We start from the raw sequence: 19,922 nt of genomic DNA on the forward strand, positions 1-19,922 counted from the left end.
TCTAGCGGGAATCGCGGTTCGCATTCGGGTCCCGGCCTGGTTTGCGGGAGAGAGCCATCAACCCAAGAGAATCGGGAAATCCTCAGCGATCAGCGTCGTGAAGTCTCCGCTTGACGACGTCCCGTTGATTTCCCTGCTGGCCTTGTTGACGATGGCTTTTTCATAGATGTTCCTTGCGGATCGCGCATTGCCGAAATACTGTTCGCCGGCCGACACTGTGAAATATTCTTTCAGGGACTTGGCGACCTCGTCTGAGAACGAGTACCCGTCCCTGTCTGCATAATTCTTGACTATCTGCACCAATTCGTCAGGTGTGTAGTCATCGAACACTATCCATTTGGGGATTCTTGATTTGATTCCGGCATTGGCGTCAAGGAATGTATGCATTTCACTTGTATAACCCGCAAGGATGAAAACCATGTCATCACGATAGTCTTCCATCGCCTTGAGCAAGGTGTCAATGGCCTCCTGCCCGAATTCATCGGGACGGAAGCCGTTGGTGTTGCACAGGGCATATGCTTCATCTATGAAGAGAACCCCTCCGCGGGCCTGGGCTATGACCTTGTTGGTTTTCACAGCTGTCTGCCCCAGATACTCTGCGACCAGTTTCGAACGATCCGCTTCCACGAAAGTATCCTTGGCGACCACGCCGAGCGAATACAGGAGCTTGCCATAGATTCTGGCCACAGTTGTTTTGCCCGTCCCTGGATTCCCGGCGAAAATCATATTGTGGGATACTGAATTGACCGGCAACCCCCGGGCTTCTCGTTGTTGCTGGAACTCTATCAGGTTCATCTGTTTGCGGACATCCTCTTTGACGGAAGATAGTCCTATGAGTGCATCAAGTTGACCGAGTAGTGTCTCGACGCTTTGCTTTTTCTCTTCGACGCTCCGTGCCGAAGCCTCAGCATCATCATCCATAACATCAAGGACCGTGCCGTCGCTGAGGGTCACCGAACGCACCTTCATGGCAGAACTTTCCGGAAGATAGAAGAGGAAATTCGGGGTCATGGCCTTACCGTCCATTATCAACGGCATTCCCCCATAGTTGTTGTCAGAGTCCTTCAGGGTTGAATCAGAAATGACGACGACGGATTCTTCTGTGAACATCCCCGCGTCTACGGTTGAGTTTTCGATTTCTATCATGGCCTGTGAGGTCTGGATCGACCACAGCTCGGAACTCCCGTGGATCATGCAGCCGTCTTCAATCGACAAAACCGTTTCTTCTTCGCCTTCAGCTGGTTCGAGTGCCTGTATGCCTTCCGAGACGATGCACCTGATCAGACGGAGTTTGCCGCCATCTTGCACTTGCACAGAATCGAGTCTGGAATTCCGGACAGTCATTGTTCCGCCGACAACGGTCAGCTTCTGCGTGAAATCACATGATTCGGCTGAAGCGTATCCGACCGTATGTGCGTCAATGGTCAACCCCCGCAACGTGACGGCAGGATCGTCACCCGACTCTGAGGTATTGCACAGTAACAGCGGTGAGCCTTCCTGCGCGGTAAGAACGACATCGGAGATCTTGCTCCCCGGAGCCCCCTCGATTATCATCTCGGTGCCGATTTTCAAATCCGAAATGTCGTATGAACCTGGATCCATGATGATGATCGGCTGACGGGAGGGTTCCGATCCTGGCTGACGGGATGCAATGCTGTCAATCGCGCTTTTCAAGGAAAGGAAGGCACCGGTCCGAGTGCCCGATACATGCCATGTGTTGGATGAGTCCTGGGTTTGATCTTCGTGTGCGGTCTTTTCCCCCTCATACGTGATCGGGAAACCGCATTTCACGCAAAACCGCGCTGCCGGCAGACAGTCGAATCCGCAACTTCTGCAAATCATATACGTCCTCACCGAGGGTTATCAGGGGCCCTGTCTGTGCATTCTGCTTGAGACATGTGGCGCACTCATGCTCATGAAACGCTGCACGCGCGCAGATCGTCTTCTATTCCGTATTGGGGTTGCATGAACTTGAGAATCTGCCATCCCTTGTCCGAACCCGAGGATGTGTACCGAAGATGGTAATTGGTCCCATTGCAGGAGACTTCAGCATCATAGAGCCCGCCGCCATCTCCGTACCAGGCACCATCATCGACATTGGTGTAGCCCAGCAACTGCAGGTCATATGCGCCTGTTCTTTTATTGGGGCTATAGCCCTTATTCAGGATATACGTCGAAAAATCCTTGGCGGAGGCCGGATTGGAAGTCGATGCGGTAAACCCGCCTCTTCCCAACATGCCGTATGACACCGCCAGCAAGACCAGGATTATCCCTACGACCCAAATCCATGTGTGGGATTTCTTTTCCGCCGTCGCAGCAGAGGGAGCGGGATTGCCCGGATCCGCCTGGGAGTTCATTTGGTTGATGGGTGTAGGCGGACCTGCCGGTGCCTGTTGGGGGACTGGTGCCGGTTGGGTGTAAACAGTGTTTGCTCCAACGGGTTGCTGTGGGTTGGTCTGGCTTTGGACCCTGGCGCCACAGGTTGGGCAGAAATTCGTCCCATCAGTCAAGGTCGCTCCGCAGTTGCTGCAGTTCATCTATCCCCTTCCCCCATTTTCCCCAAAAGACAAATACTTGGAGGAACACAATTCCGTATTCCTGCTTATACCCCTACTGAAGGCTGCATAGCGAACCCGTGCGCGTCCATTTTCCGAAAACCAGATGGGCCTCTTGTGGTCTTGCCGCATTCGTTTTGTACCATGCAGAATCATATATCATTGATGTTTCAGATTGAAGCATTGCATCCGCCCTGCCCGTCATCATGGAGTGTTGGCATGACGGCTTCCTCGGCCTGCTTCTTCCGTCGGTCCGTCTTTCATGGCCGTGCACAGGGTCATGCGCTCGATTTATGGATTCCGGCCCTTCCCAATCGCCTTCGATGGGGCGGACCCATCATGAGAAGGACCCCGCCAAAGCGGGGTCTCTCACCTGAAATTCATCAGTTAATCACTACGTTTCTGACATCGCCTGCCCGGCGGCTGTTTTCCTCAGCGATGTTTCTCAAGGATACCGCCGTATTACGTGCGTTCTTGATGTAGGGGAGCCGATATTCACGCCCGGAGTTCTCCACGATGGTTATAACTCCTCCAGTGAAGGGGCTATCCTCACCGTTGATCATCTTTGCTCGACGGAGGTCGACGTTTTCGGTCCGCTTGGTTATGACACCGGTCTCCTTGGTCAGGGTGTAGGCGTTATCGAAGCGATAGTTCGTCGTGCCGATGATGACGGCTTTGAAAGCCAGCGGTATCCAGCACAGTATCCACGACCAGCAGGCATTACCGATAAGAGCTCGCCAATCTTTCTGAACACTGGGCATTGTTCCTCCGATGGTTGCCTTCTGTGACTCGGCAAAGCGTATCAGAAGGGTATGCCAGGGTGGAGAGGGCGCAAGATGCGGTTCAGTTTTTAAAGTGTTGGTTATGTTTCACGATTTTGGATAGGGTGAACCGGCGGCCATGGCTGCATGCTGCCCATCTGGAATACCCGGTGCGTGTCAGCGGAATCCACGGTCTTCCATACCGCGTTGTGGGTTTCCCGATCAGGTCGTCTTGCATCCTTCGATTAAAGGTTGGGCAGGTCATATCAGGCGCGCGGACCGAGGTTTGGACGGTCTCCGGCGTGATTACAAGAGCGGGTTTTGATGCCAGTGGATGGGGTGCATGGTATTGATTGTTGTATGCGAGGCACGGATGAGGGTGAGGGAAAGCAAGCGATTCTCATAATGGCTGACAGAAACGCTTGTCAGCTCGGTAAGTTATTGACCGCGCTGGATGATCCACGTTACGATATCTTCCTTCACATAGATGCAAAGTCACGCCTGGGCAAGACATTCAGGCCGGAATGTTATGTGCACCAAGCAGGTATCCAGCTGATACCGCCTATGAAGGTTTACTGGGGCGGGTACTCGCAGGTGGAATGTGAATTGGCGCTCCTCCGGGCGGCGACGGACTCTGAACATTCGTATTATCATTTGATTTCTGGTTTGGACCTGCCCCTGCACTCTGCCGATGATGTCATTTCGTTCTTTCGGCGGCACAGAGGGACCGAGTATGTCTCTGTTGAGGAGAATGAGTCTCTGGGCACGCTGAGTGCCGAAGCTTATAATCGTGTGGCCTGGCGCTATCCTTTGCAGAACAGCATATTTGGGGGTCGGTCCCTCTTCCACATACGTTCCTGTCGTGCCGTCCAGCGCCTTTTGCGAGTAGATCGTATTAGGGAACGACACATGCCGCTAGCCAAAGGTCCTAACTGGTTCAGCATCACTGATGCTTTTGCGAGGTATGTCCTTTCTGAAAGCCAGACGATCCGACATATGTTCAAGAGTGCCTTGTGCCCCGATGAGCTCTTTATGCAGACCATTCTTATCAATTCCCCCTTTGCCGCAAGATCATGTGATTTGAAGGGTTATCAAAATACGCGCCTGATAGATTGGAAACGAGGGGGTCCATACACGTTCCTTCAGTCAGATGCAGAAGAGTTGGCGAATTCGCCTGCGCTTTTCGCCCGGAAGTTCGACGAAGTGATTGACAGCCGAATCATTGATGAGGTCATAGCGTCCGACAAACGACATTGACGGGGGCTGCCATCCACAAACGATATGCCGCATGACAGTGCTGTCGTCCTGTTTCTTTGATGGATCGAATTTCCTGTATCGCCCTCATGCCAATGCTGGGTGGTCATGGTCATGGCGGAAAACCAACATGGGGGAGCCTTTCATGCAGGTCACATCCATGCGGGCCGTCCCTGCATGCGGCTGGCGGTCTGTCTGCGCAGTAGCCCCCTGTAATCATGTGCCCCTCCACCCTGTGATGGCGGTACACAATCCAGGTGAACGTTGATAAAGTGAAAGGGACTGGTCCCGGATGCATCCGAAACCAGCCCCTTCGCGACCTGGCCCTAGCTTCGCTGATTCTCGTTTTGGCGGGAACCTGTGAAAGCCGGGGGAAATAGGGCCAGGCGCGTTTTAATGTTCGGACCGCCCTGCTCGATCAGGGGGAAGGGACCGCGAAGCGGATCATGCAGGTCGTGGATTCGGAGGGGTGATTGGTTTCAGAGACCTCCTCCGCGTCCCTTCCTGCCCGCCTGCGTTCTTGCCCGTGTCCATCCTTGCCCCGGGCCGTCCGGCAGTGACTCCTTGAAGTCACAAGTTCATATACGCGGACACACCGGTTTCAGATGATGAAGGACCCTTGTCTCGACATAAGCGCTCGCACGGCAACATTGCCCTGGAATCGGGGAAACCCTGTACATATCATCTCCATCTTGACAATCCGGACAGGCCTTGTCCAATAGAACCATCGTGTATACGTTTCCCCCGTATAGAGATAAGTCTCTGATAACACAATAGACGTTAACCGGTCCCGGTGTCAATCCTGCCGAAGGCTTCCCCGTCGCCTCCAGACGGTGGCATGCGGGTTTCATCACCGTCATCCGGGACGGTGCCGACACGATCCGGGGGGATGCCGGATAATGGTCCTGCAGGTGTCCGTGCCTGACGAGACGTGCTGACACCTGCAGGCGGCCTTACCGCCCGGGAGGGCGGACAGGGGCGAGGCGATGACCCGGCAGACCCGGCATGGAGAAAGGAATGCGATGAAGTACGACTTCACTTCGATCATGGACAGGCACGGCAAGGATGCCATAGCGGTGGACGGGCTCGGGGCCAGGCCGGGATTCGCCCCCGACCCCCCCAAGGAGGGGTTCGACGTCATCCCCATGTGGGTGGCCGATATGAACTTCCCGACCGTTCCCACCATCCAGGAGGCCATCATCGAGAGGGCCAAGCACCCGGCCTTCGGATACTTCAGCCCTACGGACGAGTATTATGACTCGATCATCAGGTGGCAGGGAGAGCGCAACGGCGTGCAGGGGCTGAGCGCCGAGGACATCGGCTATGAGAACGGGGTGCTGGGCGGGGTGGTGTCCACCCTGACCGCCTTCGCCGCCCCCGGCGACGCCGTCCTCCTGCACAGTCCTACCTACGTGGGCTTCACCGGCTGCATAGAGAACAACGGCTACCGGATCGTCCACAGCCCCCTGAAGAAGGACGACAGGGGGGTGTGGAGGATGGACTTCGCCGACATGGACCGCAAACTCAAGGAGAACAACATCCACGTGGCCGTCTTCTGCAGCCCGCACAACCCCTGCGGTCGTGTCTGGGAGCGGTGGGAGATCGAAAAGGCCATGGAGGTCTACAAGGAGAACGACTGTGTGGTCATCTCGGATGAGATCTGGTCCGACATCATCCTGGCCGGTCACCGCCACGTCCCCACCCAATCGGTCAGCGAGGATGCCCGGAACCGCACGGCCGCCTTCTACGCCCCCAGCAAGACCTTCAACCTGGCCGGCCTGGTGGGCTCCTACCACATCATCTACAACAAGTATCTGCGGGACCGTGTGGATTCAAAGGGGTCCAAGGCCCACTACAACGACATGAACGTCCTGTCCATGCACGCCCTGATAGGGGCTTACAGACCTGAGGGAGAGGAATGGGTGGACCAGCTCCGCCAGGTGCTGACGGGTAACGTGGATTACGCCTACGACTACATCACCAGCCATTTCGACGGGGTCGAGGTGGCCAAGCCCGAGGGCACCTACATGCTCTTCCTCGACTGCACACGCTGGTGCCGGGAGCACGGCAGGAGCCTGGACCAGGTGGAAAAGGCGGCCTGGGACGTGGGCGTCGCCATCCAAGACGGCCGCCAGTTCAAGGCCCCTTGCGCCATCAGGATGAACGTGGCCCTCCCGCTGAGCCGGGTGAAAGAGGCCATGGACCGTCTGGACAGGTATGTCTTCAAGGCCTGACCCGGCCGAATCGGTCCTGCCGCCCTATCCCTCTTCGGTCATCACTGGAACTGCATGCCGCCGTCGACGATCAGGGTCTGCCCGGTGATGTAGTCGGAGTCGTGTCCGGCCAGGAAGGAGACGGCCTTTGCCACATCGCTGGGCTCTGAGAGCCTGCCCAGGGCGATTCCGTCAGAGAATGTGGACATCCCCCAGGCATCGTCCTTGCCTGCGTTCTTGCCTACCTGGTGGGCAATGTCCATCATCATCGGGGTCTTGACGATGCCCGGCGCGTATGCGTTGGCCGTGATCCCCTCAGGGGCCAGGTCCCTGGCGGCCACCTGGGTGAGCCCCCTGATGGCGAATTTGGTGGAGGAGTAAAGCATGAGGTTGGGGTTGCCGACCACGCCGGCCTGGCTGGTGGCGTTGATGATCTTGCCCCCATGGTGGCGGTCGCGGAACTGTTCGACGGCCGCCTGAATCCCCCAGATGGTGCCGGCCACGTTCACGTGGTAGACCTTGTCGAACAGTTCGGGGGTGATGGAATCGATCGGGGTGGTGGGCCCCAGGCCCGCATTGTTGACGATGACGTTGAAATCGCCCAGTTGGTTGGCCGACTTCTGGACGGCCGCCCGGACCTCCAGCCTGTTGGACACGTCCAGGGTCACCGCCACGGCCCTGCCTCCCGCCTGCACGATGGAGTCGGCCACCTCCCTGGCCTTGTCGGCGTTCATGTCGGCCACCGCGACGGCGAAGCCGTCAGTGGCCAGCCGGCGGGCGATTGCCTCCCCGATGCCTTGTGCCGCGCCGGTTACGAAAGCTACTTCCTGTGCCATGTGGAACTCCTTGTCGTACGTGTCGTAGTACTCCAGGCCGCGTCTTCATCGGCCACGCCGGCAATTATATAAGACGGGACCCTGTCGGTCCGGTTGCGGCCCCCGCGGTTTCCTCCGCGTTGACCCTGCCTCCGGCGCCCTCCCGTCATCATGCCGGTACTCTGCCCGAATTTGTTTCCCTGCGGCGCAGCGTCTCCCCGACGGGAATAAATCCCACCTCCGCCTGTTGGTCTACTTGCCGGTGAAAGGCCGGGGTCGAAGCGGGGATTCGGATTCCGGCGATCTCAGCCATCTCCCCGGCATGCTGTATAATGACCGATGGTTCCGGTTCACGCCTGCCACAGGGGTTGGCGACCCGGTGCCCTTGTATCCTAGGAGTCAATTATGAAGCAGGGTATTCATCCCGATTATCATCCCGTGGAAGTCACATGCTCGTGCGGCAATACCTTCATCACCCGTTCGACCGCTCCCGGCGATCATATGACGGTTGATGTCTGCTCGCACTGCCACCCCTTCTACACCGGCAAGCAGAAGATTCTCGACACCGGTGGCCGTGTGGCAAGGTTCGAAGCCCGTTACGGCAAGAGGACCAAGTAGCACTTCCAACGCCAGTTCCATCCCGGGTCGCTCTGCTATGCCCGGCCTGGAGCTGGCGTTTTTTCATGTTCGCATGACGTTGAGCCGATGACCGCAGGCCTTGTATGGGCCTTTACTGTTGAGGAGCTGATCAGGCATGGGTGAGGGCAGATTCCCGGCGGCGCAGACCGCCCTGGAAGAATACCGACACCTGGAGGAGGAGATGAGCCGGCCGGAGGTGGCCTCGGACCCGTCCCGCATCCGTAAATTGGGCAGGCGGCATGCCGAGCTCTCAGTCATCGTCGATGCCTACCGGGACTACCTCCAGCTGGAGGAGGACTGCGAGGCCGCCAGGCAGATGGCCGCCGAGGATGGGGACTTCGCCCAAGAGGCCAAGCGGATGGCCGACCGCCTGCCTGAGGCCGAGGAACGTCTCCGTGCCGCCCTGGTCCCGCGGGACCCGGATGACGCCAGGGACACCATCATGGAGATCAAGGCCGGCACCGGGGGTGAGGAGGCCGCCCTCTTCGCCGGCGACCTCCTTCGCATGTACACCCGGTATGCGGAGAAGCGTGGGTGGACCACGGAACTGATGAGCGAGAACCGGACCGAGCTTGGGGGCATCAAGGACGCCCAGATGGCCATCAGGTCGAAGGGGAACGTGGCCCCGGCAGAAGGGGTGTGGGCCTCACTCAAGTACGAGGGCGGTGTCCACCGGGTGCAGCGCATACCCGTCACCGAGTCCCAGGGGAGGATACAGACCTCGGCCGCCGGTGTCATCGTCTTTCCCGAGGCCGACGAGGACGACGACGAGATAGTGATCGACCCCAAAGACCTGAAGATCGACATCTTCATGAGCTCGGGCCCCGGTGGACAGTCCGTCAACACCACTTATTCGGCGGTCAGGATGACGCATATCCCCACGGGGATAGTGGTCAGCATGCAGGATGAGAAGTCCCAGATACAGAACCGCCAGGCCGCCCTCCGCGTCCTCAAGTCCCGCCTCCTGGCCATGAAGCACGAGCAGGAGGCCGCGGAGGCCGCCGACATGAGGCACTCCCAGGTCCGTTCCCTGGACAGGTCCGAGCGGATCAGGACCTACAACTTCCCGGAGAGCAGGATCGTGGATCACCGTACCGGATACAAGGCCTACAACCTGGACCAGGTGTTGGACGGGGACCTGCAGGCCCTTATCGATTCTGACATCCAGGCCGACGAGGCAGCCCGGCTGGCCGCCAGGTCATGAATCCGTCCGCCGGGGAATCAGCGGGGCCGGACCTGCCCTGCACGGACCTGCCCTCCCTCCTGGCCGGGGCGGCCGCCCGTCTGGGTCAGGCCGGCGTGCCTACCCCCGCCCACGATGCCAGGGTCCTCCTGGCCCGGGCCTGCGGGTGCGACCTGCACGACCTGGACAAGGCCCTCCTCATGGGCTGGGGTGTTGCCGACCTGGTAGGGCCCGCCCCCGGCATCCTCCCCGGCCGGAGTGCAGGGGACGGCCGGGCCGGGGGAAGAGCGGGCAGGGCCCTGGTCCGGTTCGAACGATCCGTCGACCGACGCAGCCTGCGCGAACCGCTCCAGTACATCGTCGGTCAGGCCCCCTTCCGCCTGATGGACCTGGCCGTGGGCCCCGGTGTCTTCATACCCCGCCCGGAAACAGAGAGTGTGGTCCAGGCCGGCCTGGACTGGTTGGCGGGGCGGGGGGTCCGAAACCCCCTGGTGGTCGACCTCTGCGCCGGCAGCGGGGCCGTCGGTCTCTCCGTGGCCTTTGAGTATCCCGGCGCCCGGGTGACCGCGGTGGAAAAATCACCCCAGGCGGCATCCTGGGCCAGATTCAATGCACTCCGGCAGGAGGAGGCGATCGCCTCCTCCGGATCCTCCTACCGCCTGGTCGAGGCCGATGCCCTCGACCCCCTCAACCTGGCCGACCTGGATGGGAGGGTGGACCTGATCATCTCCAACCCCCCCTACGTGCCCGAGGACCAGGTGCCCGAACAGCCCGAGGTCAGGGACTGGGATCCGGATCAGGCCCTCTATGGAGGGTCGGCCGACGGGTGCGCCATCCCCGGGCTGGTCATCCGCCGGGCGGCGACCCTGCTGAGACCGGGAGGGTTCCTTGTCATGGAGCACGACGCCTCCCAGGGGGAGGCGACCAGGCGGGAGGCCGGCCTGGCCGGACTGGTCCAGGTCCGGACCGGCAGTGACCTGGCCGGACGGCCACGGTTCCTCACCGCCGCGAAACCCGGCGGCTGACGGCTTGGCGGCTATCAGGACATTGGGGCACAATGGTGAACTGTGCCGGAAGGAAGGGACCGCCCAGGGCGGTGACAGGTGAAGGAAGGCGTGAGGCGATGGTTCATATCGTTGGCGTGGATGGAGACGGCCTGCTTGAGGTCCGCCGGGTCATACGTGCCGGGGGACTGGCCGTGATTCCCACCGACACCGTCTACGGCATCGTCTGCGATCCCTTTGACGACGGGGCCTTATCCGCTCTCTTCGCAGCCAAACACCGGCCGCGCAGCAAGTCCCTCCAGGTCCTTCTGGACGCAGTGGAATCGGTCTCACGGTTGGGACTGACCATTCCCTCCCCCCTGGACCGCCTGTCGCGGACCTTCCTCCCCGGTGCCTTCTCCCCGATCTGTCTGGCCGGTGAGGATTGCCGCCTGCACACCCTGCGCCAGGAGGAGGGCGTTTCCACACAGGCGGTCCGGGTGCCTGACTCAGTGGCCAGCCGTTCCATCCTGGCTGTGACCGGCCCCCTTGCCGCCTCCAGTGCCAATCTGTCGGGCCATCCCAGCGTGGCCACGGTCCAGGAGGCCATCGACCAACTGGGTGATTCGGTCGACATCTACGTGGATGCCGGTCCCACACCAGGGTCGACCCCAAGCACCGTCGTGGCGGCCGATCCGGAAGCCCCCGGCGGAATCGTCATCCTCAGGCAGGGGGCCATCAGTTCCCAGGCTGTCAGGCGGGCCCTGGCCGGACAGGACGGCCGCCCATGAGGGTCTACCTGTTCATAGCGGCCATCGCAGGAGGGGCCACCTGGTTGGTCATGCCCCTGGTCAGGCACCTGGCCATCCGGATCGGAGCCGTCGGCAGGGTCCGCGCACGCGATGTCCACAAGGTCCCCACCCCCCGGATGGGGGGGCTTGGAATGCTCTTCGGCTTCGCGGTGGCCATGTTCTTCGCCAGCCGCATACCCTTCATATCCGGCCTGTTCATTTCGGGCCACCAGGCCTGGGTCATCCTGGCCGGTGCCGTGGGTATCTGCCTGCTGGGCATAGCCGATGACCTGTGGGACCTGGACTGGATGCTCAAACTGGCAGGCCAGCTCCTGATTTCGGTCTTCGTCTCCTGGGGTGGCATCCAGATCATCTCCCTCCCCCTGGGTTCCCTGGTGACGGCCTCTCCCAGCCTCTCCATCGCCATAACGGCCTTCCTGATCGTGGCCTCCATCAATGCGGTCAATTTCGTGGACGGCCTGGACGGCCTGGCCGCCGGAATCGTGGCGATCGGAGGGATAGCCTTCGGGGCCTATTCGTACATAATCGCCAGGATTTCGCCTGACTATGCCTCCCTGGCCACCCTGATAGATGTGGCCATGGTGGGCATGTGCGTAGGGTTCCTCCTGCACAACTGGCATCCGGCCAAGCTCTTCATGGGGGACTCCGGTTCCATGCTCCTGGGTTACCTGATCACCTGCGCCTCGATTGTCGTGACCGGCCGCCTGGATCCGGCGACCATCCATGCAAGCATCTACCTGCCAGCCTTCATGCCCATACTCCTGCCCATCCTGGTCCTCTTCCTGCCCGTCCTCGACATGTGCCTGGCCATCGTGCGCCGTCTCAGCCACGGGCAGTCCCCCATGCACCCGGACCGGATGCATCTGCACCACCGCATGTTGAAAATCGGTCACTCCGTGCGTTCCGCCGTCCTGATCCTCTGGGGGTGGGCGGCCCTGATCGCCTTCGGCTCCCTGACCATCCTCTTCTTCCCGCTGAGGTGGGTGGCCGTCGGTTTCACCCTGGCGGCCCTCCTCCTGACCGTGGCCACCCTCTATCCTTATTACCGCCGCCGGCTTCCGGAGATCCGCGAGGAGAACGCCAGACTGGCCGAGGCCAGGAGGAGGCCCGGCGATGGTGGGCTGACGGACGGGGGAGGCTCCCAGGCTTAGCCGTCGGGAACAGGCCGGGTGGAATGTGATCCCATCGGCATCGTCGCCGTCCGAGGATAGTATGTTGTCATGGTCACAGATACCGATTTCGCACAATCTGCCTATTCTCCACTTCCTCCGATTTTCCAGAAGCTGGGCCTCGCCTACGACGACGTCCTCCTCCTGCCCAATGAATCCGATGTGATCCCATCCGAGGTCGATACGACGACCCGGCTGACCAGGAACATCACCATGAAGTCCCCCGTGCTTTCGGCGGCCATGGACACGGTGACCGAGGCCAGGATGGCCGTGGCCATGGCCCGGAACGGGGGAATCGGCGTCCTCCACCGCAATCTGAGCATCGAGGACCAGGCCAACCAGGTCGACATCGTCAAACGCAGCGAATCCGGCATGATCTCCGACCCGCTGACCGTGACCCCTGATGTCACTTTGACCGACCTGGACAAGCTTTGCGCCACCTACAAGGTGTCGGGCCTGCCCGTCGTCGACAGGGACCAGCGTCTTGTCGGCATCATCACCAACCGCGACATGCGCTTCGTGAATCCAGACGACTACGACAGGCTCAAGGTCAGCGACGTGATGACCAAGGAGGGCCTGATCACAGGCCCTTCCGACATCACCAAGGAGGACGCCCACGAGATCCTGGCCAAGTACAAGGTTGAGAAGCTCCCACTGGTCGACGGACAGGGCAGGTTGACCGGTCTGATCACCGTCAAGGACTTCGTCAAGACCGAGCAGTACCCGGATGCCACCAAGGATGAGCGAGGACGCCTGCGGGTGGCCGCCGCCGTCGGCTTCTTCGGTGACGCCTGGCAGAGGATCACCGCCCTGGTCGACGCAGGGGTGGACGTCCTGGTGGTCGACACGGCCCATGGCCACGCCAAGCTCATGCTGGACATGATCCGCAGGATCAAGGCCGACAGCGCCTTCGACCATGTCGACGTGATCGGAGGCAACGTGGCCACCCGCGAGGGGGCCCAGGCCCTGATCGATGCCGGTGTGGACGCCGTCAAAGTCGGTGTCGGGCCTGGCTCCATCTGCACCACCCGAGTGGTGGCCGGCGTGGGCGTCCCCCAGCTGACAGCCGTCTACGATGCCTCCCTGGCCTGCAAGCCCGCCGGCATCCCCCTGATAGCAGACGGGGGCATCCACTACTCCGGAGACATCGCCAAGGCCATTGTCGGCGGGGCCGACTCGGTCATGCTGGGCGGCCTCCTGGCCGGCACCGAGGAGGCGCCAGGCGAGAAAGTCCTCCTCCAGGGCAAGCAGTACAAGGTCTACCGGGGCATGGGCTCCCTGGGTGCCATGGCCCCGCGTGGCAAGAAGTCCTACTCCAAGGACCGCTACTTCCAGGCAGACGTGACCAGCAGCGACAAGGTGGTCCCCGAGGGTGTCGAGGGAGAGGTACCCTACCGCGGCCCGCTCAACTACGTCCTGTACGAACTGGTCGGCGGCCTCCACCAGACCATGTTCTACACGGGCGCCCGCACCATACCCGAGCTCCAGCAGAAGGGCCGCTTCATCAGGATCACCGATGCCGGCCTGCGCGAATCCCACCCCCATGACATCGTCATGACCAAGGAAGCCCCCAACTACTCGGGCTTCCACAACTGAATCCGCTCCCAGGGCGGCGGCCCGCCATTCCCGGTCCTGCCGCCCTCCGCGCCGGGCTTCCGCAGGCAGGCAGGGACCTGCGTGTCCCCTGGCTGATGGCGGCCCATCAGGAGGAGTGCGGGTGCGGCCTCCCTGTAATCTGCCCCGTCAGGAGCGGGCGGTAAGTTGAAAGGTCCGCCGAGACGAGACGATCCGGCGGCCGTCGGATCTGAAAGGTGAGGAAATGAGTGACGAGAGTGATATGACCTTCAGCCCCGAAGAGTCACGGATGATCTGGATCGACTGCGAGATGACCGGGCTCGACATCTTCCATGACGAACTCTGCGAGGTCTCCGTGGTCCCCACGGACTTCAACATGAAGGTCCTGGACGAGGGAATCGACCTGGTGATCAAACCCTCTCAGGCCGCCCTGGACCACATGGGTGATTTCGTCCGCCGCATGCACACCTCCTCGGGCCTGATCGAGGAGATGAAAACAGGCCTGCCCCTGGATGAGGCCCAGCGTCAGGTCGTCGACTATGTCAAGCGCTTCCTGCCGGTCAGGGGGAAGGCCCACCTGGCAGGCAATTCCGTCGGCTCGGACAAGAAGTTCCTGGACCGTTACATGCCCGAGCTCATGGGTCTCCTCCATTACAGGGTCATCGACGTGAGCACGCTGAAGGAACTCTCACGACGCTGGTATCCCAGCGTGTATTCCAACAAGCCGGCCAAACACGGCGGTCACAGGGCCCTGGCCGATATCATCGAATCCATCGATGAACTGCGTTACTACAGGAGGATGTGCTTCCTGCCTCTTCCCGGCCCCGATGAGGACCAGGCCCGTCAAGGGGCCGAGCAGATAGAGGCCACCAGTCTCCTGCGCACTTACGAGGAGGGCGGCAACCCCGTGGAGGATGCCTCCACGCCGGAAAAGAAGGACTACTGAAATCCGCTGAACCGGCCGGGCGTCAGTCCCTTTGCCGTGAGGCGAAGGCATCCGCCAGGCGACCACCCATGGTTCTGAATGAGGCGTAGGTCATGCCTCCGGAAACCAGACCGCCCAGGGCCGGTATCGCATCTACGAGGACCCGGGCGGACCCCTTTCGCGATATCCTCCGGCCCAGGCCGGCTGCCACGTTCTGCAGGAGTGGAATCAGGATGCCCCGCGACAGGGTCATGGCCACAAGGGCCTGCCTCGATTCGTCGTCAGGCCCCCACTGGGTCCGTGACAGAAGGGAGTCGGCCTGGGGCACGCCGAACATGATGCCCAGGTAGGCCACGATCCTGGACCGGCCCAGATCGGTCAGACCGCCTTGGGGCCCGTCGAAGAGCTCTCCCTGGCCGTAAAGATAGGCCACCTGCTGGGCCAGGTTGACAGCGAAGGCGAAGTACTGGACCACGTCGGCCGTGCCGGCCAGCGTCATCGTCACCGGTCCCGAGGGCAGGCCGGTCAAGAAGGAGACCAGGGCCGATCTGGTGGTGCTGGCGTTGATGAGCACATCCGCACGCCTTCTCAGGTCCTCTGCCGGGCGGATGCCTGCCGGCCCCTCCCGCAGTATCCTGTCCAGATCGGGCGCGCCGGCGAATTCCCGGCGGAGGAAGTCCTCCCGGTCCACACGGATCCCAGGGACCTGGGAGACGCGCGCGATGAGTTCCATGGTCATGTCATACCGCCTGCGTTTCAATTCATCAGGGTCCACGGCCGGGTGGGGGAGGGCCGCCGCCTGGCCGACTGCCTCCGTTCGGCCGGTGCCCGGCAGACCCACGTGCGGCAGACCCGTCCGGGGGAGCCTGACCTCGGGGAGGGCGACATGCGGCAACCTGATTTGCGTGCCTTTCAACCTGGGCACTTGCACCTGCGGCAGGTCCACCTTGGGCAGCTTCATCCTGGGAAAATCGATCCTGGGCCCCCTACCTGCCCGGTCTGGCCCATCGTCCCGGTTCCCCCGCCCCCGGTTTTGGAAATTGATTTTGAATCCCATGATCGCCCCCTGCTGCATGAACCTGTCCAACCCGCGCCAGGCAGGGCCAGTATAAGCAGGCTCCGGCCGTCCATCCGGGATTGCCCCTTATCGGACCACAGGAGAAAGGCGGGCAGGTCCAGCCGGGCTTTCCGCCCTATGACCCTGATGTACCTCAGGCGTGGCACGATGAACGGTATGCGACAATCCGAGGCCCTGACCATCATGAGTGCCGGCGCCAACGTCTTCATCACCGGTGCGCCCGGAGCCGGCAAGACCTATGTCCTCAACAGGTTCATCGAAGACGCCCGCAGACGGGGGGCATCGGTTTCGGTAACCGCCTCCACCGGCATCGCCGCCACCCACATCAACGGTCAGACCATCCACTCCTGGAGCGGGGTGGGGGTTTCGACCTACCTGACTGAGGGCATCGTCAAGAGGATACTCTCCCGTCGCCGCCGCAAGCTGGAGGCGGCCGACATCCTTGTCATCGACGAGGTCTCCATGATGCATGCCTGGCTCTTCGACATGGTAGACAGGGTCTGCCGTCTGGCCAGGCGCAGTCCGGAACCCTTCGGAGGCCTCCAGGTGGTCCTGTCCGGCGACTTCTTCCAGCTGCCTCCGGTGACCAGGGGGGGAAGGGCCAACGGGATGATGGAACCGCCGGAAGAATTCCTCGCCTCCCGGGAACCCTACGTCAGGGCAGGCAAGGACCCTGACGGCTTCATCACCGAATCCCTGGTCTGGGAGGAACTGGAACCGGTCATCTGCTATCTGACCGAGCAGCACCGCCAGGACGACGGCCAGCTCCTGACCGTCCTGACGGACATCAGGGAGGGCGATGTCACCCAGGAGGACCATGACGTGCTGGCCTCCCGCGTCGGAAAGGAGCCCGCTCAGGGACAGGTGGCCGTCCACCTCTTCCCCGTGAACCGGCAGGCAGATGCCCTCAATGACCAGCGTCTGGCACAGATCGGCGAACCGGCCCACACCTATCAGGCCACCTCCACGGGTGAGGCCCGCCTGGTCGAAAGGCTGAAGAAGAACATGCTGGCCCCCGAGGAACTGGTCCTGAAGACCGGGGCTGCGGTCATGGCCCTGCGCAATGACCAGGACCACCAGTATGTCAACGGATCCATAGGGAGGGTGCAGGGCTTCACCGACCAGACCAAGGGCGGGTGGCCCATTGTGGCCTTCGAAAACGGCAACACCGTGACCATGAAACCCGCCGCCTGGGAGATGATGGACGGGGACACGGTCCTGGCCGCCGTCAACCAGGTCCCGCTGCGTTGCGCCTGGGCCATCACCATCCACAAGTCCCAGGGGATGACCCTGGACAGGGCGGTCATGGACTTGAGAAGGACCTTCGCGCCCGGCATGGGATATGTAGCCCTTTCCCGCGTGGAGGACCTGGACGGCCTCTACCTGGCCGGCATCAACGAGCGGGCCTTCCTGGTCTCGCCCGATGCCGTCGTCCTGGACGCGGACCTGAGGGCGGACTCCAAGACGGCCTGCGCCCGGTTGGAGGAAGAAGGGGCCGACTCCTTCACCAGACGGGCGGTAGGTCAGGAACCCGAAGACGAATTCGCCCAGGACCAGCTCTTCTGACCCGGTGTATATGTCCGGTTGGAGGGGAGGAGACCCTGTTCGCACATCCCGGGTGGCCGCCGAGTTCAAGCGTATGCCCGTGTAGGGCGACATCCGTCTTGGCGCATACAGTGCCGGCGTATCCCTTCCCTCTTTGGGGTGCACCATGTCGGCCGTGTTTGTCGTGCTTCCCGGCGAAGGAAGGGTTTCGCGGTCTCTTCGAGTCAGGTATGTCCCTTTGCGCGAATATCTTTGGAAACTATGACCAAAGCCATGCGCATGTCAACACTGTTCCTGAGGACCCTTCGGGAGGATCCCGCCGATGCCGATGTCGACTCGGCCAGGCTCCTCCAGCGGGCCGGTTATGTCCGCAAGGTGGCGCCAGGCATCTTCACCTGGCTTCCCCTGGGATTGAAGGTCCTCGACAAGGTGGAGTCCGTCGTCCGCGAGGAGATCGCGAAGACCGGCGCCCAGGAGGTCCACTTCCCGGCCCTCCTGCCGCGAGAGCCCTACGAAGCCACCCACCGGTGGGAGGAGTATGGCGAGAACCTCTTCCGCCTCAAGGACCGCCATCAGGCCGACTACCTGCTGGCCCCCACGCATGAGGAGATGTTCACCCTCCTGGTCAAGGACATGTACTCCTCCTATAAGGACCTCCCCGTGGTCCTCTACCAGATCCAGACCAAGTACCGTGACGAGTTCCGTCCCAGGGCCGGCCTGATCCGAGGACGTGAATTCATCATGAAGGACGCATACTCCTTCACCATCGACGAGGAGGGGCTGAAGAAGGCCTACGCCGACCAGCGGGCCGCCTACGAGCGGATCTTCAAGCGTCTGGGCGTCGACTACGTGATCGTCCGAGCCGTTTCCGGCCCCATGGGCGGCTCTGAGTCGGAGGAATTCCAAGCCGTCCTGCCCATCGGCGAGGACACGGTCGTCGTGGCCCCCTCCGGCAAGGCCTGGAACATCGAGGCCCTGACAACGCCCGAACCCGCCGAAGTGGACTGCTCGGCCACGCCGGCCATGGAGGAGGTGGAGACACCGGAGGCCAAGACGATTGAAAGCCTGGTCTCCCGTATGAACGAACTCCATCCCCGTCAGGACGGTCGCCTGTGGACGGCTGCGGACACCTTGAAGAACCTGGTCATCGCGGTCAAGCACCCGGCGGACGATGAACACCCGCAGGGCTCACGCGAAATCGTCGTCATCGGTCTGCCCGGTGACCGCCAGGTGGATATGAAGCGGTTGGAGGCCAACTTCTCACCGGCCGAAATCGAGGAGGCCACGGCCGAGGACCTGGCTGCCCACCCCGAGCTGGTCAAGGGCTACATCGGCTTCGGACATGTCGGCCCCCAGGCCGCTGAGGATGATGAAAAGGCGCAGACCCTGAGGTACCTGGTCGATGCCCATGTGGCCCGCGGGTCAGAGTGGGTCACCGGCGGTGACAGGGAGGGTGTGCATGTCTGCCACGCCGTCTACGGGCGTGACTTCGAGGCCGATGGGGTGGTCGAGGCCACCGAAGTGCGTGACGGGGACATGAGCCCGGACGGGTCCGGCCCCTTGAGCTTCCAGCGCGGTGTCGAAATCGGCCAGGTCTTCCAGCTGGGTCTCAAATACTCCAACGCCCTCGACCTGAAGGTCCTCGACCAGAACGGGAAGGCCATCCCCGTCTGGATGGGCTGCTACGGAATCGGAATCTCCCGTGTGCTGGCCTGCATCGCCGAGATGCACCACGATGAGAAGGGACTGGCCTGGCCCAAGGCCGTGGCCCCCGCCCAGGTGCACGTCCTGGCCACCGGCAAGAAGGAGGAGGCCTTCGAGGCGGCTGAGAGACTGGTCGCACAGTTGGAGGAGAAGGGCATCGAGGTGCTCTATGACGACCGGCCCAAGGTGTCTCCGGGTGTCAAGTTCAAGGATGCCGAGCTGATTGGTGTCCCCCTGGTGGCCATAGCCGGACGTGACACCATAGCCAACGGGACCATTGAAGTGAGAGGCCGCGACGGTTCCGGCACCCAGGCGGTCCCGGCGGGAGAAGCCGCCCAGGTCATCGCCGGGAGGTTGGCGGCCCTGGATTGATTCCCGACTGATTCGGCCGCCTTCCGCCCGGATGGATAAGGTCCGGCGGACTGCGGCCGGAAAGGGAGACGGGATCTTCTGAGGCGTGACGACGGCCAGGAGGGCAGGGTCGATCGGGGGTCTGCCTCCTGGCCGTGCCGGTGGCCGCAGCGGATTTCATCTGGCGTGCCGTCTGTGCGGATGGACCCGCCAGGTGGCTTTCCGAAGACCGGCATCCCGCTGCCCAACCTTATGGTGCCCTGGTTGCTGATTGGTGGCATACCTGGCTTACTGGCTTACTGGCTTACTGGCTTACTGGCTTACTGGCTTACTGGCTTACTGGCTTACTGGCTTACTGGC

The 19,922-nt window shown here is 61.7% G+C and carries 16 protein-coding genes and 1 pseudogene; 11 read left to right on the forward strand and 6 right to left on the reverse strand.

The features are described 5' to 3' along the window. Positions 1 to 57: 57 nt before the first annotated feature. The 4 genes and pseudogenes from V6584_RS02290 to V6584_RS02300 all read right to left on the reverse strand — a co-directional run bounded on the left by V6584_RS02290 (position 58) and on the right by V6584_RS02300 (position 3,316). On the reverse strand, positions 58 to 1,674 hold the full coding sequence (locus V6584_RS02290) for an AAA family ATPase (protein ID WP_340486157.1): 1,617 nt from the start codon (positions 1,672 to 1,674) through the stop codon (positions 58 to 60). 239 nt (positions 1,675 to 1,913) lie between these two features. Next, complete coding sequence (locus V6584_RS02295; RefSeq protein ID WP_340486160.1) at positions 1,914 to 2,357, reverse strand: hypothetical protein; 444 nt, start codon at positions 2,355 to 2,357, stop codon at positions 1,914 to 1,916. Positions 2,358 to 2,471: 114 nt separating this feature from the next. Further along, positions 2,472 to 2,537 (reverse strand): annotated as a pseudogene (locus V6584_RS07935) (zinc-ribbon domain-containing protein); the annotation flags it as partial. Positions 2,538 to 2,938: 401 nt separating this feature from the next. After that, positions 2,939 to 3,316 (reverse strand): hypothetical protein, encoded by a 378-nt coding sequence (locus V6584_RS02300; protein WP_340468813.1) that lies wholly within the window; start codon positions 3,314 to 3,316, stop codon positions 2,939 to 2,941. A gap of 405 nt (positions 3,317 to 3,721) precedes the next feature. Here V6584_RS02300 and V6584_RS02305 point away from each other — a divergent pair, with 405 nt between their 5' ends. Both V6584_RS02305 and V6584_RS02310 read left to right on the forward strand, forming a co-directional pair. Beyond that, positions 3,722 to 4,573, forward strand: coding sequence for a beta-1,6-N-acetylglucosaminyltransferase (locus V6584_RS02305; protein WP_340468814.1), 852 nt, complete (start codon positions 3,722 to 3,724; stop codon positions 4,571 to 4,573). Positions 4,574 to 5,592: 1,019 nt separating this feature from the next. Next, on the forward strand, positions 5,593 to 6,804 hold the full coding sequence (locus V6584_RS02310) for a MalY/PatB family protein (protein WP_340468815.1): 1,212 nt from the start codon (positions 5,593 to 5,595) through the stop codon (positions 6,802 to 6,804). Between the two features lie 41 nt (positions 6,805 to 6,845). Here the strand turns inward: V6584_RS02310 and V6584_RS02315 are convergent, their stop codons facing one another. Beyond that, positions 6,846 to 7,619, reverse strand: a complete 774-nt coding sequence (locus V6584_RS02315; RefSeq protein WP_340468816.1) for a (S)-acetoin forming diacetyl reductase — start codon at positions 7,617 to 7,619, stop codon at positions 6,846 to 6,848. A gap of 384 nt (positions 7,620 to 8,003) precedes the next feature. Between V6584_RS02315 and rpmE the strand changes: the two genes are divergently transcribed. The 7 genes from rpmE to orn all read left to right on the forward strand — a co-directional run bounded on the left by rpmE (position 8,004) and on the right by orn (position 14,905). Next, the gene (gene rpmE / locus V6584_RS02320; RefSeq protein WP_015022244.1) at positions 8,004 to 8,216 is read left to right on the forward strand and encodes a 50S ribosomal protein L31; all 213 of its coding nucleotides are present in this window, start codon (positions 8,004 to 8,006) and stop codon (positions 8,214 to 8,216) included. A gap of 136 nt (positions 8,217 to 8,352) precedes the next feature. Continuing rightward, positions 8,353 to 9,441, forward strand: coding sequence for a peptide chain release factor 1 (gene prfA / locus V6584_RS02325; RefSeq protein ID WP_340468817.1), 1,089 nt, complete (start codon positions 8,353 to 8,355; stop codon positions 9,439 to 9,441). Continuing rightward, positions 9,438 to 10,445, forward strand: a complete 1,008-nt coding sequence (gene prmC / locus V6584_RS02330) for a peptide chain release factor N(5)-glutamine methyltransferase (RefSeq protein ID WP_340468818.1) — start codon at positions 9,438 to 9,440, stop codon at positions 10,443 to 10,445. The genes prfA and prmC overlap by 4 nt, the downstream gene beginning before the upstream one ends. 98 nt (positions 10,446 to 10,543) lie before the next feature. Then, positions 10,544 to 11,194, forward strand: coding sequence for an L-threonylcarbamoyladenylate synthase (locus tag V6584_RS02335; protein ID WP_340468819.1), 651 nt, complete (start codon positions 10,544 to 10,546; stop codon positions 11,192 to 11,194). After that, on the forward strand, positions 11,191 to 12,366 hold the full coding sequence (locus V6584_RS02340) for an MraY family glycosyltransferase (protein WP_340468820.1): 1,176 nt from the start codon (positions 11,191 to 11,193) through the stop codon (positions 12,364 to 12,366). The genes V6584_RS02335 and V6584_RS02340 overlap by 4 nt, the downstream gene beginning before the upstream one ends. 69 nt (positions 12,367 to 12,435) lie before the next feature. Continuing rightward, a complete protein-coding gene (gene guaB, locus V6584_RS02345; protein WP_340468821.1) occupies positions 12,436 to 13,980 on the forward strand; it encodes an IMP dehydrogenase in 1,545 nt (514 codons plus the stop codon). A gap of 223 nt (positions 13,981 to 14,203) precedes the next feature. Then, positions 14,204 to 14,905 (forward strand): oligoribonuclease, encoded by a 702-nt coding sequence (gene orn / locus V6584_RS02350; protein WP_340468822.1) that lies wholly within the window; start codon positions 14,204 to 14,206, stop codon positions 14,903 to 14,905. 22 nt (positions 14,906 to 14,927) lie between these two features. On the opposite strand, the gene V6584_RS02355 is transcribed toward orn, so the two are convergent. After that, the gene (locus tag V6584_RS02355; protein ID WP_340468823.1) at positions 14,928 to 15,941 is read right to left on the reverse strand and encodes a hypothetical protein; all 1,014 of its coding nucleotides are present in this window, start codon (positions 15,939 to 15,941) and stop codon (positions 14,928 to 14,930) included. A 177-nt stretch (positions 15,942 to 16,118) separates the two neighbouring features. Here V6584_RS02355 and V6584_RS02360 point away from each other — a divergent pair, with 177 nt between their 5' ends. Then, positions 16,119 to 17,528, forward strand: a complete 1,410-nt coding sequence (locus tag V6584_RS02360; protein ID WP_340468824.1) for a PIF1 family DEAD/DEAH box helicase — start codon at positions 16,119 to 16,121, stop codon at positions 17,526 to 17,528. A 240-nt stretch (positions 17,529 to 17,768) separates the two neighbouring features. Further along, complete coding sequence (locus V6584_RS02365; protein ID WP_340486161.1) at positions 17,769 to 19,583, forward strand: proline--tRNA ligase; 1,815 nt, start codon at positions 17,769 to 17,771, stop codon at positions 19,581 to 19,583. Positions 19,584 to 19,922 lie beyond the last annotated feature (339 nt).

Source organism: Bifidobacterium favimelis, assembly GCF_037963085.1.
Taxonomy (GTDB): Bacteria; Actinomycetota; Actinomycetes; order Actinomycetales; family Bifidobacteriaceae; genus Bombiscardovia; species Bombiscardovia favimelis.

Excerpts from the sequence above, each read along its gene's own strand:
- V6584_RS02305 (WP_340468814.1), top strand. The coding sequence starts at position 3,722 with ATGGCTGACAGAAACGCTTGTCAGCTCGGTAAGTTATTGACCGCGCTG.
- V6584_RS02300 (WP_340468813.1), bottom strand. The coding sequence starts at position 3,316 with ATGCCCAGTGTTCAGAAAGATTGGCGAGCTCTTATCGGTAATGCCTGC.
- rpmE (WP_015022244.1), top strand. The coding sequence starts at position 8,004 with ATGAAGCAGGGTATTCATCCCGATTATCATCCCGTGGAAGTCACATGC.
- V6584_RS02365 (WP_340486161.1), top strand. The coding sequence starts at position 17,769 with ATGACCAAAGCCATGCGCATGTCAACACTGTTCCTGAGGACCCTTCGG.
- V6584_RS02340 (WP_340468820.1), top strand. The coding sequence starts at position 11,191 with ATGAGGGTCTACCTGTTCATAGCGGCCATCGCAGGAGGGGCCACCTGG.
- prfA (WP_340468817.1), top strand. The coding sequence starts at position 8,353 with ATGGGTGAGGGCAGATTCCCGGCGGCGCAGACCGCCCTGGAAGAATAC.
- V6584_RS02315 (WP_340468816.1), bottom strand. The coding sequence starts at position 7,619 with ATGGCACAGGAAGTAGCTTTCGTAACCGGCGCGGCACAAGGCATCGGG.
- prmC (WP_340468818.1), top strand. The coding sequence starts at position 9,438 with ATGAATCCGTCCGCCGGGGAATCAGCGGGGCCGGACCTGCCCTGCACG.
- guaB (WP_340468821.1), top strand. The coding sequence starts at position 12,436 with ATGGTCACAGATACCGATTTCGCACAATCTGCCTATTCTCCACTTCCT.
- V6584_RS02360 (WP_340468824.1), top strand. The coding sequence starts at position 16,119 with ATGCGACAATCCGAGGCCCTGACCATCATGAGTGCCGGCGCCAACGTC.
- V6584_RS02355 (WP_340468823.1), bottom strand. The coding sequence starts at position 15,941 with ATGGGATTCAAAATCAATTTCCAAAACCGGGGGCGGGGGAACCGGGAC.
- V6584_RS02335 (WP_340468819.1), top strand. The coding sequence starts at position 10,544 with ATGGTTCATATCGTTGGCGTGGATGGAGACGGCCTGCTTGAGGTCCGC.
- V6584_RS02310 (WP_340468815.1), top strand. The coding sequence starts at position 5,593 with ATGAAGTACGACTTCACTTCGATCATGGACAGGCACGGCAAGGATGCC.
- V6584_RS02295 (WP_340486160.1), bottom strand. The coding sequence starts at position 2,357 with ATGAACTCCCAGGCGGATCCGGGCAATCCCGCTCCCTCTGCTGCGACG.
- orn (WP_340468822.1), top strand. The coding sequence starts at position 14,204 with ATGAGTGACGAGAGTGATATGACCTTCAGCCCCGAAGAGTCACGGATG.